Genomic DNA, 16,410 nt, shown 5'->3' on the forward strand with positions numbered 1-16,410 from the left:
ACCGTGCCCCGCTTGCTGCGCCACACCCTTGCCCTCGCGTTCGCCCTGCTGGCGCACGCGGCCGCTTCGGCGAGCGGCCTGCAGGTCTCGCCGGTCACGCTGACGCTGCAGGCTACGCAGAACGCCGATGGCCTGTGGCTCAGCAACACCGGCGACGACGTGGTGCACGCGCAGGTTCGCGTCTATCAGTGGTCGCAGGAAGACGGCAACGAAAAGCTCACCCCCTCGCGCGAGCTCCTCGTGAGCCCGCCGATGGTGCAGTTGGCTGCTTCCTCGCGGCAGCTGATCCGCGTCATCCGCACCGGCGTTCCGCCCGGTGCGGTCGAGAATTCCTACCGGGTCATCATCGACGAGCTGCCCGTCGAGATGAAGGAGAAGAAGGGCCTGCAACTGGTGCTGCGCTACTCGGTTCCCATCTTCATCGCGCCCGCCGGCGCACAGCCGGCCGCACCCCAACTGAGCTGGTCGCTGCGCCGCGAGGGCGGCCAGGCGATGCTCGAAGTCGCCAACGGCGGCGGCATGCACGCCCAGCTCGCCGATCTGGATTTTGTCGATGCCGCCGGCAAGCGCAGCGCGGTGCACGCAGGCCTGATGGGCTACGTGCTGCCGGGCGCGAGCATGCGTTGGCCCTTGAAGACACCCGCGGAAGCCTTTGCCTCCGGCGGCGTCCTGGAAACGAAGATCAATGGCAACGCGACGCAGGAAAAGATCCCGCCACTTCCACGCGTCCGCTGAGCGTCTGCTTCCACTGCTGCTTCTGTCGGGCCTGGCGTCATTCGCCGCTCAGGCCGAGAAGACTGCAGCCGAACAGGGGCCCTGGCTGGTCGCATCCGCGGCCGAAGGCGACATCACCGGCCCGGGCGGCAGCGACCTCTACCTGGAGCTGAGCCTCAACGGCAACCCCCAGGGACTGGTGCATTTCGGCCTGCGTGGCCGCGAGCTCTGGGCCAGCGCCTCCATCTTGCGGCAGCTGGGCTTCGTCCTGCCGGCGGGCGCGTCCGACCCCGTGCGGCTCAACAGCCTTCCCGGCGTGAAGGTCGCGTACGACGCCGCAACCCAGAGCGTTGCGATCAATGCCACCGCCGACGCGCTGCGCCTGCCCACGACCGTGGTCAACACGTCGACGATCACCTCGCCGAAGGCCAGCGCCTCCCCCGGCCTGCTGCTCAACTACGACCTCTACGGCACGCAGGGCCGAGGCAACAGCACCAGCCTCAATGCCCTGGCCGAAGTGCGCGCCTTCAGCGGCAGCAGCGTGTTCACCAGCACCATGATGTCGCGCGCCTACCGCTCCGGCAACGAGGACTGGACGCACGACTCGGTGCGGCTCGACACCACCTGGAGCCGGTCCTTCCCCGACGACATGCTGACGCTGCGCGTGGGCGACACCACCACCGCGTCGCTGCCGTGGTCGCGCTCCACCCGCATCGGCGGCATCCAGCTTTCGCGCAACTTCTCGCTGCAGCCCTACCGCACCACCACCCCGCTGCCGGCGTTCCTGGGGGCGGCCGCGCTGCCCTCGCAGGTGGAGCTCTACATCAACGGCCTGCGCCAGTACACGGGCCAGGTCCCGGCAGGGCCCTTCCAGCTCAACACGGTGCCGAGCATCAACGGCGCGGGCAACGCGCAGGTGGTCCTCACCGACGCGTTCGGCCGTGCCACCACGCTCGACTTCTCGCTGTACGACACCCAGCGGCTGCTGCAGGAGGGCCTGTCCGACTGGTCCGTCGACCTCGGCATGGTGAGAAAGAACTACGGCCTGCGCTCGAACGACTACGGCAGCGACCCCGCCGCCACCGGCACCTGGCGCTACGGCGTGAGCAACAGCTTCACGCTGGAGGCGCACGGCGAGGCCACCAAGGGGTTGGTCAAGGGCGGCGTCGGCGGTGCATGGCTGCTCGGCCAGAGCGGCGTGTTCACGGGTGCCGTGGCGCACAGCAGCTATGGCGGCGAGCAGGGCTCGCTGTTCAACCTGGGCTACAGCTGGCGCGACAACCAGTTCAACTTCGCGGTCGAGGGCACGCGCACGCGCGGCGAGTACCGCGACGTCGCCTCCCTGTACGGCAGCGCGCCGCCGCGCGGCTCGGGCCGGGCGTCGATCGGCTACAGCACGAAGGACATCGGCAGCTTCGGCGTCAGCTATCTCTACCTGCGCTATCCGGCGCAGGAGGCGACGCGCCTGGCCAGCGTCTACTGGTTCCGGGCCATCGGAAAGAGCGCCTCGATGAACGTGAGCATCAACCAGAACCTGGACAAGCGCCGCGAGCGCAGCCTCTTCGTCGGCTTCACCTGGGCGCTGGACGGAAACATCACCGCCAGCGCCGGCGTCCAGCGCGACCGCGACCAGACCGTCTACACCGCCGACGCGCAAAGCTCCATGCCGGGCGACGGCGGCATCGGCTGGCGCGCCGGCCTGCGCCAGGGCGGCGGCCAGAACGGCGGACAGGCAGAGATCGACTACCTCGGCCGCTACGGCCGCGCCATGGCCGGTATCAGCGTGCTCGGCGACACCCGCTATGCCTACGCCGGCGCCACCGGCTCGATCGCGTTCATGGGCGGCCAGCCCTTCGCGGCCCGGCGCATCGACGATGCCTTCGCGGTGGTCTCCACCGACGGCATCGCCGGCGTGCCCGTGAAGCTGGAGAACCGCGACATCGGCACCACGGACGACAAGGGCATGCTGCTGGTGGCGCCGCTGCGCTCCTACCAGAACAACCAGCTGTCCATCGACCCGATGCAGCTGCCGGCCGACGTGAGGATCGAGCGCGTGAAGACAGTGGCCTCGCCGAGCGACCGCGCCGGCACGCTGGTGCGCTTCGGCATCACGCCGGTCAGCGCGGCCGCGCTGCTGCTGGTGGACGAGACGGGCAAGCCGCTGCCGCTGGGCAGCCGCGTGCGCGCCAACGGACAGGGTGGCGAGCCGGCGCTGGTCGGCTTCGACGGCGCCGTGTACCTGGAATCGCTGCAGGCCCACAACACGCTCGACGTGCAGACGCCCGGTGGCGTCTGCCGGACCAGCTTCGACTATCGCAAGGAAGGCGCGGCAATCCCGCAGATCGGGCCGCTGCGCTGCGCCAGGGAGGCCAAGACACCATGACCACCATGACGAGCCATCTGACCCGCACTCTGCAGGCCCTGCGCCTGCCCCTGTTCTGCGTGCTGCTGTGGCTGCTGTCGGCTGGCAGCGCGCAGGCGTCGATCAATTGCACCGCGTCGATGACGGCCGTGGCCTTCGGCACGGTCGATCTGGTCGCCGGCACGGCCGCGCCCGCCAACGCCACGCTGAGCTACACCTGCACCAAGACCGGCAACACCAACACCACCGAGTACGCCAGGGTCTGCTTCAACATCGGCGACGGCAACGAAGGCCTGACGAACTTCAATCCGCGCGTCATGAAAAGCGGCGCGGGCGACAGCCTGAAGTTCCAGCTCTACCAGGGGACGGGCAGCACGATCTGGGGCTCGAACGGCAACGCCGCGGTGCCGAACCCGTTCACCATCAACATCAGCATTCCTGCCCGGTCCACCACCACCTCGGGAACCGCCACGATGCGCGGCGAGCTGCTCGCGGGCCAGGGCACGGTGCCTCCGGGCTCGTACCAGGACAACTTCGCCGGAATCCACACGTCGATCACGCTCACGTCGAGCACGGCCGGCGCGCCGACCACCTGCGGTACGACGCTGGCAGACCAGTTCGCCTTCATCGTCAGCGCGACCGTCTCCAAGAGCTGCATCGTCACGGCCGATCCGCTGAACTTCGGCTCCGTCGCCGGCCTGCCGGGCGGGGCCAACATCGACCAGCTCAGCACCATCTACGTCACCTGCACGACGCCCACCTCCTACACGGTCGGGCTGACGCCGTCCAACAACGTGGCCAACGGTGCGGGGGCGATGACGCCGACCGGGGGCGTACCCGGCAACACGGACACGGTGCCCTACCAGCTCTACCGCAACTCCGGCCGCACGAATGCCTGGGGCAACATCGCGGGAACCAACACCATCGGGGGCACGGGCAATGGCCAGGTCCAGCCGCTGCCCCTGTATGGCCGCGTTCTCGGTGCCAGCACCAACGTGCGGCCGGACAGCTACATGGACGTCGTCACGGTCAGCGTGACCTACTGAGTTCACGCCTGGGCCACGCCCGCGGCCGCACTGAAATGGGATGCCCGCTGGCAATTTGCCGGCAATGCGCGAAGAATGGCATCCGGACGGCCTTCATTTTTCCGCGACTCTGCCGATAAGCCTGACTGGGCATCGATCCGATGCCTCCATCCAGGTTGCGACGAGAGGAGTTCCCATGCCCGGAAACAGGCGTACTGCAAGGGCGACTGCGCTGCGGTCGCCGCGAACGGCTCCATCGCTGGCAGCTGCCGGCGTGCTGTTGCTCCTGCTGCCGCTGCCCCTGCAGCTTAGTTCCGCGGAGCCGACGCACGGCGCGGGCAGCGCCACTGGCCGCTTCACCCTGAGCATCAACGTCCTTCCGACCTTCAAGGTGCTCGAGGTCACGCCCGTGAAAGGCGGGCATGCGTACCGCGTCTGGACCAACATGGCGTCGGTGGTCATCAAGGGGCGGGAGTACCGGTTCGACAAGGTCGGAGAAGCGAGCTTCATGGTGCCGGGTGCCGATGCCGACGGCCGCGACAGCCTCGGTGCCGCCTTGCACGGCTCGCTCGGTGCAATGGCGGTGACCGCTGGCGGCGCTTCGCCGCAGTCCGCGAGCGCCGCGGCCGGCGACGGCAGCAACGCGACTCGGGTGACAGTGACGTACTGAGCCCCTGCATTTCTTTCCGTTCCTGCCGATATCCGGAGGTCGGGCGCCTGTGCCGCGCCCGCGCCTCACGTTCTTGCAATGGACAACGGATCGGGCCTCACGACGGTACATCGGCTTCAATCGGCGCGCGCCGTCTTGGCCGCGCTCGCGATGCTCGCCCCACTGCTGTGCGCGGCGGAGAGCAGCTTCGGTGCCAACTCAGCGACCGCGCAGGTGCGCCTCATGGTGACCGTGCCGCCGGTGTTCCAGGTGCTGCGGGCCGCGCAGACCGCCGAGGGGTACGACTATCTGGTCTGGACCAACATGAGGTCGATCATCATCGGCGGCCGCGAGTACAGCTTTGCCCGGCCCGGCGAGCACACCGTGCACGTCCCCGCGGCGCCCGCGGGCGCCTGGGTCGTGCACGGCCTGTAGGCGGCGCGCGCATCGCTTGCCCGCGCCGCCGCGTCACACTGGTCAGTTGCAGTACTGCGCGTTGCCGCTGGTGTCGAGCGACACCGGAGGATCGGCCAGGAACTGCTGGACTGGAACCACGGACGCGTTGCAGGCTTCGTCGGTGCGGATGTCGAAGACATGCCAGAAGTCCGTGCTGCCGCTTTCGCCTGCGGGCGGCGAGAAGACCGTCTGTGCCCCGCGGTTGCTCACCTCGACCCGCGCGGGCGAACCGGTCTGCCCCGGATCGAAGGTGCCCGAGAAGTTGCGGACATAGAAACGGTAGGTGCGGTTCTTGGCCAGCTTGGCAAAGGTCGTGACTTCGGGGCCGAAGCTGTCCACGTCGTCCACGTCGAGCGCGATGAACGGCGCTGTAGCGAGGCTGCCCTTGTCGCTGTAGTAGACATGCTCGTCGGCGTTGGCGCCCAGCGTGTGCGAGTCGAGGTCGCGCGGGCGCTCGCCCCAGGTCAGCTTGATCGACAGCGCGGAGCGCGTGAGTTGGAGGCAGCCGCCCAGCGAGATGTCCTGGTCCCCGGCTTCTACCGTCGGGGAGTTGGAGATCTCGCTCGCGGTGGTGGCGACCACGAAGGCCGAGCCGGAACGCTTCACGGCGACCGAGAACTCACCGTTCGCATTCGTCAGCGTCGATGCCAGGCCGGTGTACGACTTGCCTTCCGACGCCACCAGCGCACCCGCGACCCGTGCGCCCGCCGCATCCTGCACGCAGCCGTTGATGCGCACGGTGTTGTAGATCTGGTCGGCGTTCCAGGTGGTGAAGTGCGTCACCGTGCCTTCGTAGTACTGGTTGGGTGCCGTGCCCTGCAGCGTGGCGGAGCCCTCCTGCACCCACAGGCCCGTGGTGGTGTTGTAGAAGAACAGCGGCACCGACGGCGGCAGCGTGCCGCTGCGCGAGGACGGGGCGATGCGCACCGTCGCGCTGGTGCCTGCAGCCAGGTTCAGCGGCGTGCCGTCGGCGTCCGTGAAGCTGGCGTCGAGCGCGCCGAAGCTCTCCATCGGCGCGCTGCCGCCTTCTGCTGCGGCCAGATAGTTGCCGGGCATCACATTGACGTCGTTGGCCGGCGCAATGGGTGTCACCTGCGCGGTCACCAGTCCGCCGGGCGCGCTGCCATCGGGGCGGCGAAGGGAATTGGCGCTCAGGCGAACCATCGCGGTCGAGCCCGGAACGACGACGTCGTGCGCCGATTGCCCGTCGAAGCTCTCTGTCACCGCAACAGGGAGCATCGGCACGTTGATCACCGTCGATGCACCCGATCCGGCGAGCGCGGCCGTGGCCCGGCTCTGCGGCACCATGCCGCTCTTCGAGAAGCTCAGCAGCACCGACGCATTCGGCGGGATCTCTGTGAGCGAGTAGCTGCCATCGGCGTCTGTCACGGCGGAGACGCCCGCGGCCGTGACCGTGACCTGCGCGATCCCCCGGCCGTCGAGCGCATTCGTCACGCGGCCGCTGACCTTCGCGTTGCTCTGCTGCGGCGGTGGGGGAGGAGGCGGTGGCGGCGGCTCGTTCTGCTGGGGCGGGGGCAGGGCGACGAAGCCTGGGCCTGAGTCGCCTCCGCCGCAAGCTGCCAAAGCCGCAACTGTTGCGATCGCGGCAAGAAAAAATCTGATTTTCATGGTCCCTCTTCTCCTGTGTATTCGTGATTCGCCGTCATGAGACAGCCTGGACAGCGAAGCGTGCGAAGGTAGGCGTGCGGGCGCGCCGAACACAGTGCACAAAGTCACTGCGTGGCAGGAGGCCGCAGGAAAACGGAGAGCGGGTTAAGAAGAAAGGATTGGCCCCGGCCGCAGCCGGCGCTCAGGCCTCGATGCCGCAGCCGTGCAGCACGAAGGCCACCAGCTCGCGCGCGATCGGCTCGCGGTCGAAGGGCGCGTCGGGCGGCAGGCCGAGCATCACGCGCGTCTGGATCGCGTAGTCGGCGTAGCTCTGCGTCATGGCCCAGATGTGCATCAGCAGGATGCGAGCGTCGAGCGGGCGCATCTGCCCGCGCGCGATCCAGCCGTTGATGACGTCGATCTTCTTCTGCGTCCAGGCCCGTGCGTTGGGCCAGTAGCGGTCGAGGTTGCGCCCGCCATCGAGAATTTCGCGCGTGAAGATGCGCGACATCTCGGGGCTGTCGATGGCGTGGTCCAGCTTCTTGCGGATGTAGTCGCCCAGCACCGTGGCCGGATCGCTTGCGTCCTCGAAGGAGAACACCACCTTCCATGCGTGCAGCACCTGCATCAGCAGCTCTTCGTAGAGCTCTTCCTTGCCGGCGATGTAGTAGTGCAGCTGGGGCTTGGTGAGGCCGGCGCGCGCCGCGATGGCCTGGGTCGAGGTGCCCTTGAGGCCATGCAGGCTGAACTCGGTGACGGCGGCGGCGCGGATCGCCGCCATGATGCGTTCGCGTCCGGGTCGCGCGCGCGACAGGGGCCCGTCGGGCGCGGGCATTTCCTGGGCGGTCGAGACGGGGAGGGCGGTGGGGTCGGCGTTCATGGTGGCGGGTGCGCGCCAGTACGCGCGGTCGATGACGATGGTAATACCACCGGTGCCCCCGGCATGACCGCATGCCATGCCGGCATGAGCGCGCAGGGCATGCAGGCATGGTTCCTGTATCTTCCTCGCCGCCTCGAAAGATTCTCTCAACACAGGAGTTGTTTATGTACCTCTCTCCCCGTTTCCGTGCCTTCGCGGCCGGTGCCGCACTGCTGGCCGCCAGCGCGCTCGCGCAAGCGCAACAGGCGCTGCCCAACGTGGTGATCCTCGCCACCGGCGGCACCATCGCCGGCGCCGGCGCCTCGGCCGTCAACAGCGCCACCTACGCGGCCGCCAAGGTCGGCGTCGAGAAGCTGATCGCCGGCCTGCCGGAGCTCTCCAAGGTGGCCAACGTGCGCGGCGAACAGGTGTTCCAGGTCGCATCGGAAAGCCTCACCAACGACAACCTGCTGACGCTGGCCAAGCGCGTGTCGGCGCTGTCGAAGCAATCGGACGTGGACGGCATCGTCATCACCCACGGCACCGACACGCTGGAAGAAACCGCCTACTTCCTCACGCTGACCGTGCACACCAACAAGCCGATCATCGTGGTCGGCTCGATGCGCCCGGGCACCGCCCTGTCGGCCGACGGCGCGCTCAACCTGTACAACGCCGTGAACGTGGCGGGCAGCAAGGACGCGATGGGCAAGGGCGTGCTGGTGACGATGAACGACAACATCGACAGCGGCCGCGACGTGAGCAAGAACGTCAACATCAAGACCAATGCGTTCTCCAGCCAGTGGGGCCCGCTGGGCATGATCGTCGAGGGCCGCAACTACTGGTTCCGCGCGCCGGTGAAGCGCCACACCATGAACTCGGAGTTCGACATCGACAGCATCACCACGCTGCCGCCGGTGGAGATCGCGATGGGCTATGAGGGCGTGTCGTCGGTGGCCATCGACGCCATCGCCAAGAGCGGCGCCAAGGCGCTGATCCACGGCGGCACCGGCAACGGCTCGGTGGCCGACCGCATCGTTCCGAACCTGCAGAAGGCCCGCGCCGACGGCGTGATCGTGATCCGCAGCGCCCGCGTGCCCGACGGCTTCGTGATCCGCAACGCCGAGCAGCCCGACGACAAGTACGACTGGGTTGTGGCGCACGACCTGCGCCCGCAGAAGGCGCGCATCCTGGCCATGGTCGCTCTGACCAAGACGAACAACACCAAGGAACTGCAGCGCATCTTCTGGGAGTACTGATCTCCCCAGGCCTGCTCGCCTCGCGGTGTCCGTTCCTCGCGAACGCCCGCCAGGCGATGCTCAGGCCAGCGCGCGCTGCAGCCGTCGGTGGCGCGCGTACTCCAGGCCGCCCACGCACACGAGCAGCCAGGCCAGGCCGGTGAGCAGGCCGGCCACCACGTCGCTCGCGAAGTGCACCTGCAGGAAGATGCGGCTGCACGCGATGGTGACGATGGCGCCCGCGGCCGCCATCGCACCCGGCACATGCCAGCGCACCGGCAGCGTGCGCAGCAGCAAATACAACAGCATCCCGTAGCTCACGATCGCGCCCGCGCTGTGGCCGCTCGGAAAGCTGTAGCTCGTCTCCAGCGCCAGTCCGTGGTCGTGGATCGGGCGGGCCCGCGCGAAGATCTGCTTGAGCGCGGGGTTCAGCAACACGATGCCGACCAGCGCGAGCACCCAGCCCAGCGCCAGTCCGCGATGCCGGTGCCGCCACAGCACGGCGGCCACCAGCACGCACACCGGCCCGAGGAAGGCCGCGTCGCCCAGGTGCGTGACCCAGCTGAAAACCACCAGCGCGGCCCGCGGCAGGTTCGCGGCGATGGCGTCGGTCAGCGCGTGGTCAGCCTGGCCGAGCACGTGGCCGTCGGAGATGTTCGAGGCGATCCACGCGAACAGGCTCGACGCCAGCAGGATCAAGACGAAGCCCGACGCGAAGGCGAGCGCGATGCGCGGCTCGCTGGGCTCTTCGGCGTCCTGCAGCCTGAAGTGGCGCTTCTGCAGCAGGTGGCAGGCGACGCCGGCGCCGAGCACCGATACCGCGAGCAGCGAGAGGAACCAGGCCAGCGCATGCGCGCCGAGCTTTCCGGCAAAGACGACAAGAGGGGACAGGGAAGAAAGGGAGGCTTCGAGCGGCATGCGGCGCACCCTAAGGCCGCGCTGCCTGGCTGGCAAGGGAAAGGCCGAATACTTCTGCGCAGCCGAAGGCCTTGTCGCGCGGCACGTAGTCCCAGCGTTCCACCCGGCAGGCGCGGGGGCCTTCGGCGATGTCCGAGCGCACCACGTTGACCGAGTTGGGGTGTCCCGCGCGCACCCGCCGCGACACGGCAGTGCCCGCCTGCACCGCCCACGTCGTGCGCGCGCAGCCCGCGAAGGCGTCATGCAGCGGCCGCACGAAGGGCAGGTGGATGTGGCCGCCCAGGATCATGTCGGCCCCCGCCGCGCACCAGCGCGCCACGGCTTCCTCGCGCCCGTGCAGGCGGTTGCCCAGGTCCCGCGTGCGCGTGACCATCACCGGCTGGTGCGTCACCACCACCCGCAACTGCGCGGGCGAGGCCGCCTCGAGCCGCCGCGCCACGCGCTCGACCTGCGCGGACGAGACCGCGCCGTCTTCATGCCGGTACCAGCGCGTGGTGTTGACCGCGACCACCAGCCATCGGGGCGAGTCGAACACGGGCTCGAGATCGTCGCCGAAGGCCCGGCGGTAGCGCGCGTACGGCGCGAACACGCGTGCCGCCAGCTGGAACAGCGGAATGTCGTGGTTACCCGGAATGGCCAGCACCGGTGTGCCGAGCCGGTCGGCGAAGGCGCGCGCCGCCGCGAACTGCGCCACGGTGGCGCGCTGGGTGATGTCGCCCGAGAGCACCACCAGCTCGGGCGCCAGCGCATGCGCCAGCCGCTCGAGCGCCTGCAGCACCTCGGGCTGCTCGGTGCCGAAGTGGGGGTCGGAGATCTGCAGCAGGCCGCTCATTCGCGCGCTGCCTCGATGCAGCAGGCCGCTCATTCGCGCGCTGCCTCGAGTTCGGGCGCCGTCTCCTGCGGCCGCACCAGCCACAGCCGCTCGGGCGCCACGCGGAACAGCAGCGGCATGTCGACCCAGCCGATCTCGCCATCGGTCGCCACCTTCACGCGGCGCGGACCGAGCGGGCCCAATGCCCGGCTCGCCTTGACGGTCAGCGACTCGAACGGGAAGGTCAGCACCTCGTGGGCATCGCCCAGCCGCCCGAGCGCGCCGCGCGCCAGCAGCCCCGGCATCGACAGCGGCCCCACCGGCTTGAGCACGATGGCCGCCAGCTGGCCCTGCTCTGGCGCGTCGGCCTCGGGAATGCCGACCTGGTGCAACTGCAACGGGTTGTTGCCGACGAACAGCGTCGGCGTGCGGATGTCGCGCTCCTTGCCGCGCCAGGCCATGCGCAGGTTCCAGTGCCGGTGGCCGCGCAGCACCGTCAGCAGCCCGGCGCCGAAGGCGATCCAGCGGCTGCGGCCGAAGCGCGACTTGTAGGTCTCGCGCTCCTCCAGCAAATCGGCGTACAGGCCCATGCTGGCATTGACCAGGAACACCCGGTCGTTCACCAGCCCCACCTGCACCGGCCGCGGCTGCTCGGTCAGCAGGATCTGCAGCGCCTGCGCGGTGTCGCGCGGGATGCCGTGGGTGCGGCTGAAGTAGTTGAAGGTGCCCTGCGGCAGCAGGCCGAAGGCGCAGCCGCTGCCCAGCGTGGCCTGCGCCACCGCATTGATGGTACCGTCGCCGCCCGCGGCCACCACCACGCCGCCGGCCGCGCGCGCCCGCTCGACCGCCTCGCGCACCAGCGCCTGCAGCCGGCCGGGCTCGTCGACCACGAAGATGCGCAGCCGCCGGCCGGCCGCGGCGCAGCCTTCCTCGATGACGCGTCGAGTCTCGGCCGCGTCCTCGCTGCCGGAGGCGGCGTTGAGCACGATGAAAAGGGGCGAATCGGAGGCGGTCTCGGGCATCTTGGGCTCGGGCATGTCCAGGGATATCGGGAAAGCGGGTCGAAGGATGGAGGAACGGCAGGGCGGGAGCGCTGGCGGCGCTGCCGTCGCGCACGACGGGTGGGGTGTTGTCGCACGCGCCGCCCGGCGCCGCCGGAAGGCGACTTCCCGTCGCGCTGTGGGAGAGTTGCCCTCCGAACGTAAAATCGCCCGCTTTCGCGGCGCGTCGCCGCGCTACCGTCCAATGTCCGGCTTCCTGCCGGCCAGCTTCATGTTGACCTTCCAGCAAATCATTCTCAAATTGCAGTCGTATTGGGCCGACAAGGGCTGCGCGCTGCTGCAGCCGTACGACATGGAGGTGGGCGCGGGCACTTCGCACACCGCCACCTTCCTGCGCGCGCTCGGCCCCGAGCCCTGGAAAGCCGCCTACGTGCAGCCCAGCCGCCGCCCCAAGGACGGCCGCTACGGCGAGAACCCCAACCGCCTGCAGCACTACTACCAGTACCAGGTGGTGCTGAAGCCGGCGCCCTCGAACATCCTGGAGCTCTACCTCGGCAGCCTCGAAGCCCTGGGCTTCGACCTGAAGAAGAACGACATCCGCTTCGTGGAAGACGACTGGGAGAACCCCACGCTCGGCGCCTGGGGCCTGGGCTGGGAGGTCTGGCTCAACGGCATGGAAGTGACGCAGTTCACCTACTTCCAGCAGGTCGGCGGCATCGACTGCAAGCCCATCACCGGCGAGATCACCTACGGCCTCGAACGCCTGGCCATGTACCTGCAGGGCGTGGACAACGTCTACAACCTCACCTGGACCGAGGGCCCCGCCGCAGGCTCCAGATTGACGTACGGCGACGTCTACAAGCAGAACGAGGTCGAACAGTCGACCTACAACTTCGAGCACAGCGACGCCGAGTTCCTGTTCACCGCCTTCAATGCGCACGAGAAGCAGGCCAGGCACCTCATGGACGCCCAGCTCGCACTGCCCGCCTACGAGCAGGTGCTGAAGGCTGCGCACAGCTTCAACCTGCTGGACGCGCGCGGCGCGATCAGCGTGACCGAGCGCGCCGCCTACATCGGCCGCATCCGCAACCTCGCGCGCAGCGTGGCGCAGAGCTACTACGACAGCCGCGAGCGCCTGGGCTTCCCGATGGCGCCGCGCGAATGGGTCGCGCAGATCCCCCCGAAGAAGGCCGCCTGAGCGATGACGACCCCCATGAACAAGAATTCCCTCCTGGTCGAACTGTTTGTCGAAGAGCTGCCGCCGAAGGCGTTGAGGAAGCTCGGCGACGCCTTTGCGGGCGTGCTGCGCGACCAGCTCGTGGCCCAGGGCCTGGCCGAGGCCGGCTCCGTGCTGACCTCCTACGCTTCGCCGCGACGCCTCGCCGCGCACATCACGCACGTGGCCGACCGTGCCGCCGACAAGGCCGTGTCGCAGAAGCTCATGCCGGTGGCCGTGGGCCTCGACGCCTCGGGCCAGCCCACGCCCGCGCTGCTCAAGCGCCTGGGCGCGCTCGGCGCCGACGCTTCCGCCGTGCCCGGCCTCAAGCGTGCCATGGACGGCAAGGCCGAGGCCCTGTTCTACGAAAGCACCGCCAAGGGCGCCACGCTGGCCGAAGGCCTGCAGAAGGCGCTGGCCGAAGCCATCGCCAAGCTGCCGATCCCGAAGGTCATGAGCTATCAGCTCGAAAGCGGCTGCGAGCTGCCGGGCTGGACCAGCGTGAGCTTCGTGCGCCCCGCGCACGGCCTCGTGGCGCTGCACGGCGACGCCGTGGTGCCCATCGAGGCGCTGGGCCTGAAGGCCGGCCGCGAAACGCACGGCCATCGCTTCGAGGCCGCGGTCGATCCGGTCGTGCTGCGCGACGCCAACAGCTACGCGCTGCAGCTGCAGGAAGACGGCGCCGTCATCGCCAGCTTCGAGGCGCGCCGTGCCGAGATCGCGCGCCAGCTCGCGGCCGCTGCCGTGAAGGCCGGCGGCGGCTCGGTGCCCATCGAGGACGACGCGCTGCTCGATGAAGTGACCGCGCTGGTCGAGCGCCCGAACGTGCTGGTCTGCAGCTTCGAGCGCGAGTTCCTCGAAGTGCCGCAGGAGTGCCTCATCCTCACGATGAAGGCCAACCAGAAGTACTTTCCGCTGCTCGACGCCTCGGGCAAGCTCACCAACAAGTTCCTCGTCGTCAGCAACATCAGCCCCGAGGACGCGAGCGCGGTCATCGAAGGCAACGAGCGCGTGGTGCGCCCGCGCCTGGCCGACGCCAAGTTCTTCTTCGACCAGGACCGCAAGAAGTCGCTGGCCTCGCGCGTCGAGTCGCTGGGCAAGGTGGTCTATCACAACAAGCTGGGCACGCAGGGCGAGCGCGTGGAGCGCGTGATGCGCATCGCGCGCAGCATCGCCGAGCAGATCGGCGACGCGGCGCTCGCCGCGCATGCCACGCAGGCAGCCCAGCTCGCCAAGGCCGACCTCGTGACCGACATGGTCGGCGAGTTCCCCGAGCTGCAGGGCATCATGGGCCGCTACTACGCGCTGCACGACGGCCTCGACGCATCGGTGGCCGACGCCATCGAAGACCACTACAAGCCGCGCTTCGCCGGCGATGAGCTGCCGCGCAACACCGTGGGCCTCGTGGTGGCGCTGGCCGACAAGCTCGAGACGCTGGTCGGCATGTTCGGCATCGGCAACCTGCCCACCGGCGACCGCGACCCCTTCGCGCTGCGCCGCCATGCGCTGGGCGTGATCCGCATGCTGGTCGAGAAAGACCTGCCGCTCGATCTGAGCAAGCTGGTGAGCGCCGCGCGTACCGTGCTGGACGACGCCATCGGCAAGACCGGGCAGTTCCCGCTGCACAAGGCCGCGGAAGACGTGAGCCAGGTCGTCGATTTCATCTACGACCGGCTCGCCGGTTCCCTGCGCGAGCAGGGCGCCAGCGCGCAGGAAGTCGAAGCCGTGCTGGCTCCGCGCCCGCAGCGCCTGGGCGAGGTGCCCAAGCTGCTGGCCGCCGTGCGCGCCTTCGCCGCCCTGCCGGCCGCAGCCGCACTGGCCGCCGCCAACAAGCGCATCGGCAACATCCTCAAGAAGGCACCCGAGGCCGACGCGCACGTCAGCGAACTGCTGCTGCAGGAGCCCGCCGAGAAGGCATTGCACGCGGCCATGGCGCAGGTCGTGCCCGCCGCCAACGCGCAGTTCGACGCCGGCGACTACACCGCCTCGCTGCAGACGCTGGCCGCGCTGCGCGAGCCGGTCGACGCCTTCTTCGACGGCGTGATGGTCAACGCCGAACAGGCCGACCTGCGCCTGAACCGGCTCGGCCTGCTGATGTCGCTGCACGCAGCGATGAACCGGGTGGCGCAGCTCGAGTGGCTGGCCGTCTGAACATTCCTACGGCAACACCACCATGGGCGGCTCTGCCATGAAACTCGTCATCCTCGACCGCAACGGCACGATCAACGTGCACCGCGAAGACTTCGTGAAGAGCGACATCGAGTGGACGCCGCTGCCCGGTGCGCTGGAGGCCGTCGCGCGGCTCAACCATGCGGGCTGGCACGTGGTGATCGCGTCGAACCAGTCGGGCCTGGGCCGGGGTCTGTTCGACATGGCCTCGCTCAACGCCATGCACGCCAAGATGCACAAGATGCTCGCGGCCGTGGGCGGCAAGGTCGACGCGGTGTTCTACTGCCCGCACAGCCCCGACGAGAACTGCGACTGCCGCAAGCCGAAGCCGGGTCTGTTTCTGCAGATCGGCGACCGCTACGGCATCGATCTCAAGGGCGTGCCGACCTGCGGCGACAGCCTGCGCGACCTGCAGGCCGGCGCGGCCGCCGGCTGCGAGCCGCACCTGCTGCTCACGGGCATGGGCGCGGCCTGCCGCGGCGTCGATCCGCTTCCTTCCGAATACCCGGCGAACACGTTGGTCCACGACGATCTCGCCGCCTTTGTCGATTTTCTGCTCGCGCGCGAAGCGCGGGATGCACTGCAGGTAGCTGTCTGATGGCGTTGTTCCGTTCCATTCTTCACGCACTCTGGATGCTGGTCACTGTGGTGCCCTGGGGCATCATCATGTGCGTCAGCTCGCTCTGGAAGCGCGGCATTCCGCTGTACTGGATGGCCGTGCGCTGGCTGGGCTGGGCCATCGGCGGCGCGCGCGTTCTGCTGGGCATCAAGACCCGCGTGAGCGGCATGGAGAACCTGCCGACCGACAAGCTGGCCGGCGCGGTCCTGCTGGTGAAGCACCAGTCGACGCTCGAGACCTTCCTCATGCCCACGCTGATGCCGCACCCGCTGGCCTACGTGTTCAAGAAGGAGCTGATCTACATCCCCTTCTTCGGCTGGGCGATGGCGCGGCTGGACATGATCCACATCGACCGCAGCCAGCGCGCGCAGGCCTTCAACAAGGTGGTGAACCAGGGGCGCAAGCTGCTCGCGCAGGGCATCTGGATCATCATGTTCCCCGAGGGCACGCGCATTCCGCGCGGGCAGAAGGGCACCTACAAGAGCGGCGGCACGCGGCTCGCCTGCGAGACCGGCGTGCCGGTGATTCCGATCGCCGTGACCTCGGCCAAGGTGTGGCCGCGCAAGGCCTTCATCAAGCGCCCCGGCGTGGTCGACGTGTCCATCGGCCCGGCCATTTCCAGCGTGGGCCGCAAGCCCGACGAGCTGATGCGCGAGGTCGAGGAATGGATCGAGGCCGAGATGCGCCGCCTCGACCCCGAGGCCTACGTCAACAACCCGTCGCAGCCCGCCCGGCAGGAAGCGGTGAGCTGAAGGCGAGCCGGTAGAA

At 68.9% G+C, this 16,410-nt stretch carries 15 protein-coding genes; 10 read left to right on the forward strand and 5 right to left on the reverse strand.

Translation table 11 applies throughout. The features are described from left to right. Nucleotides 1–3: 3 nt before the first annotated feature. From AC1VNX_RS05060 to AC1VNX_RS05080, 5 genes are all read left to right on the forward strand, one after another. Complete coding sequence (locus tag AC1VNX_RS05060) at nt 4–735, forward strand: fimbrial biogenesis chaperone (protein WP_483155735.1); 732 nt, start codon at nt 4–6, stop codon at nt 733–735. Beyond that, nucleotides 686–3,097 carry a fimbria/pilus outer membrane usher protein gene (locus AC1VNX_RS05065; RefSeq protein ID WP_483155736.1) on the forward strand — a complete coding sequence of 804 codons (2,412 nt, stop codon included), beginning with the start codon at nt 686–688 and terminating at the stop codon, nt 3,095–3,097. Before AC1VNX_RS05060 ends, AC1VNX_RS05065 begins: the two co-directional genes overlap by 50 nt. Next, the gene (locus AC1VNX_RS05070; RefSeq protein WP_483155737.1) at nt 3,094–4,122 is read left to right on the forward strand and encodes a Csu type fimbrial protein; all 1,029 of its coding nucleotides are present in this window, start codon (nt 3,094–3,096) and stop codon (nt 4,120–4,122) included. The genes AC1VNX_RS05065 and AC1VNX_RS05070 overlap by 4 nt, the downstream gene beginning before the upstream one ends. A 253-nt stretch (nt 4,123–4,375) precedes the next feature. Then, nucleotides 4,376–4,771, forward strand: a complete 396-nt coding sequence (locus AC1VNX_RS05075) for a hypothetical protein (RefSeq protein WP_483155738.1) — start codon at nt 4,376–4,378, stop codon at nt 4,769–4,771. 78 nt (nt 4,772–4,849) lie between these two features. Continuing rightward, nucleotides 4,850–5,185 carry a hypothetical protein gene (locus AC1VNX_RS05080; protein ID WP_483155739.1) on the forward strand — a complete coding sequence of 112 codons (336 nt, stop codon included), beginning with the start codon at nt 4,850–4,852 and terminating at the stop codon, nt 5,183–5,185. A 42-nt stretch (nt 5,186–5,227) separates the two neighbouring features. Here the strand turns inward: AC1VNX_RS05080 and AC1VNX_RS05085 are convergent, their stop codons facing one another. Together AC1VNX_RS05085 and AC1VNX_RS05090 are read right to left on the reverse strand one after the other, a co-directional pair. Continuing rightward, the gene (locus AC1VNX_RS05085; protein ID WP_483155740.1) at nt 5,228–6,835 is read right to left on the reverse strand and encodes a carboxypeptidase regulatory-like domain-containing protein; all 1,608 of its coding nucleotides are present in this window, start codon (nt 6,833–6,835) and stop codon (nt 5,228–5,230) included. Between the two features lie 181 nt (nt 6,836–7,016). After that, complete coding sequence (locus AC1VNX_RS05090; RefSeq protein WP_483161879.1) at nt 7,017–7,694, reverse strand: TetR family transcriptional regulator C-terminal domain-containing protein; 678 nt, start codon at nt 7,692–7,694, stop codon at nt 7,017–7,019. Between the two features lie 164 nt (nt 7,695–7,858). Here AC1VNX_RS05090 and AC1VNX_RS05095 point away from each other — a divergent pair, with 164 nt between their 5' ends. After that, nucleotides 7,859–8,929: an asparaginase gene (locus AC1VNX_RS05095; RefSeq protein ID WP_483155741.1), complete on the forward strand. Its 1,071-nt coding sequence runs from the start codon at nt 7,859–7,861 to the stop codon at nt 8,927–8,929. A gap of 60 nt (nt 8,930–8,989) precedes the next feature. Here the strand turns inward: AC1VNX_RS05095 and AC1VNX_RS05100 are convergent, their stop codons facing one another. Genes AC1VNX_RS05100 through AC1VNX_RS05110 form a run of 3 tightly spaced genes read right to left on the reverse strand, consistent with a single transcriptional unit; the run spans nt 8,990 to nt 11,674 of the window. Beyond that, nucleotides 8,990–9,826: a phosphatase PAP2 family protein gene (locus tag AC1VNX_RS05100; protein ID WP_483155742.1), complete on the reverse strand. Its 837-nt coding sequence runs from the start codon at nt 9,824–9,826 to the stop codon at nt 8,990–8,992. A gap of 10 nt (nt 9,827–9,836) precedes the next feature. After that, nucleotides 9,837–10,658: a metallophosphoesterase family protein gene (locus AC1VNX_RS05105; protein WP_483161881.1), complete on the reverse strand. Its 822-nt coding sequence runs from the start codon at nt 10,656–10,658 to the stop codon at nt 9,837–9,839. A gap of 29 nt (nt 10,659–10,687) precedes the next feature. Continuing rightward, nucleotides 10,688–11,674 (reverse strand): diacylglycerol/lipid kinase family protein, encoded by a 987-nt coding sequence (locus AC1VNX_RS05110; RefSeq protein ID WP_483155743.1) that lies wholly within the window; start codon nt 11,672–11,674, stop codon nt 10,688–10,690. A 235-nt stretch (nt 11,675–11,909) separates the two neighbouring features. Here AC1VNX_RS05110 and glyQ point away from each other — a divergent pair, with 235 nt between their 5' ends. The 4 genes from glyQ to AC1VNX_RS05130 are packed head-to-tail and all read left to right on the forward strand — an operon-like array spanning nt 11,910 to nt 16,394. Further along, nucleotides 11,910–12,836: a glycine--tRNA ligase subunit alpha gene (gene glyQ, locus AC1VNX_RS05115; protein WP_483161882.1), complete on the forward strand. Its 927-nt coding sequence runs from the start codon at nt 11,910–11,912 to the stop codon at nt 12,834–12,836. A gap of 15 nt (nt 12,837–12,851) precedes the next feature. Next, complete coding sequence (gene glyS, locus AC1VNX_RS05120; RefSeq protein ID WP_483155744.1) at nt 12,852–15,005, forward strand: glycine--tRNA ligase subunit beta; 2,154 nt, start codon at nt 12,852–12,854, stop codon at nt 15,003–15,005. 22 nt (nt 15,006–15,027) lie between these two features. Further along, on the forward strand, nt 15,028–15,621 hold the full coding sequence (gmhB, locus tag AC1VNX_RS05125) for a D-glycero-beta-D-manno-heptose 1,7-bisphosphate 7-phosphatase (RefSeq protein WP_483155745.1): 594 nt from the start codon (nt 15,028–15,030) through the stop codon (nt 15,619–15,621). After that, entirely contained in the window at nt 15,621–16,394 is a 774-nt protein-coding gene (locus tag AC1VNX_RS05130) for a lysophospholipid acyltransferase family protein (protein WP_483155746.1), read from the forward strand. The genes gmhB and AC1VNX_RS05130 overlap by 1 nt, the downstream gene beginning before the upstream one ends. Nucleotides 16,395–16,410: the final 16 nt, after the last annotated feature.

This window comes from Variovorax sp. TLI9-5A (genome assembly GCF_056867935.1).

Coding starts and splice junctions, on each gene's coding strand:
- AC1VNX_RS05065 (WP_483155736.1), top strand. CDS start 686: ATGGCAACGCGACGCAGGAAAAGATCCCGCCACTTCCACGCGTCCGCT.
- AC1VNX_RS05070 (WP_483155737.1), top strand. CDS start 3,094: ATGACCACCATGACGAGCCATCTGACCCGCACTCTGCAGGCCCTGCGC.
- AC1VNX_RS05080 (WP_483155739.1), top strand. CDS start 4,850: ATGGACAACGGATCGGGCCTCACGACGGTACATCGGCTTCAATCGGCG.
- AC1VNX_RS05085 (WP_483155740.1), bottom strand. CDS start 6,835: ATGAAAATCAGATTTTTTCTTGCCGCGATCGCAACAGTTGCGGCTTTG.
- AC1VNX_RS05090 (WP_483161879.1), bottom strand. CDS start 7,694: ATGAACGCCGACCCCACCGCCCTCCCCGTCTCGACCGCCCAGGAAATG.
- AC1VNX_RS05095 (WP_483155741.1), top strand. CDS start 7,859: ATGTACCTCTCTCCCCGTTTCCGTGCCTTCGCGGCCGGTGCCGCACTG.
- AC1VNX_RS05100 (WP_483155742.1), bottom strand. CDS start 9,826: ATGCCGCTCGAAGCCTCCCTTTCTTCCCTGTCCCCTCTTGTCGTCTTT.
- AC1VNX_RS05105 (WP_483161881.1), bottom strand. CDS start 10,658: ATGAGCGGCCTGCTGCAGATCTCCGACCCCCACTTCGGCACCGAGCAG.
- AC1VNX_RS05110 (WP_483155743.1), bottom strand. CDS start 11,674: ATGCCCGAGCCCAAGATGCCCGAGACCGCCTCCGATTCGCCCCTTTTC.
- glyQ (WP_483161882.1), top strand. CDS start 11,910: ATGTTGACCTTCCAGCAAATCATTCTCAAATTGCAGTCGTATTGGGCC.
- glyS (WP_483155744.1), top strand. CDS start 12,852: ATGAACAAGAATTCCCTCCTGGTCGAACTGTTTGTCGAAGAGCTGCCG.
- gmhB (WP_483155745.1), top strand. CDS start 15,028: ATGGGCGGCTCTGCCATGAAACTCGTCATCCTCGACCGCAACGGCACG.
- AC1VNX_RS05130 (WP_483155746.1), top strand. CDS start 15,621: ATGGCGTTGTTCCGTTCCATTCTTCACGCACTCTGGATGCTGGTCACT.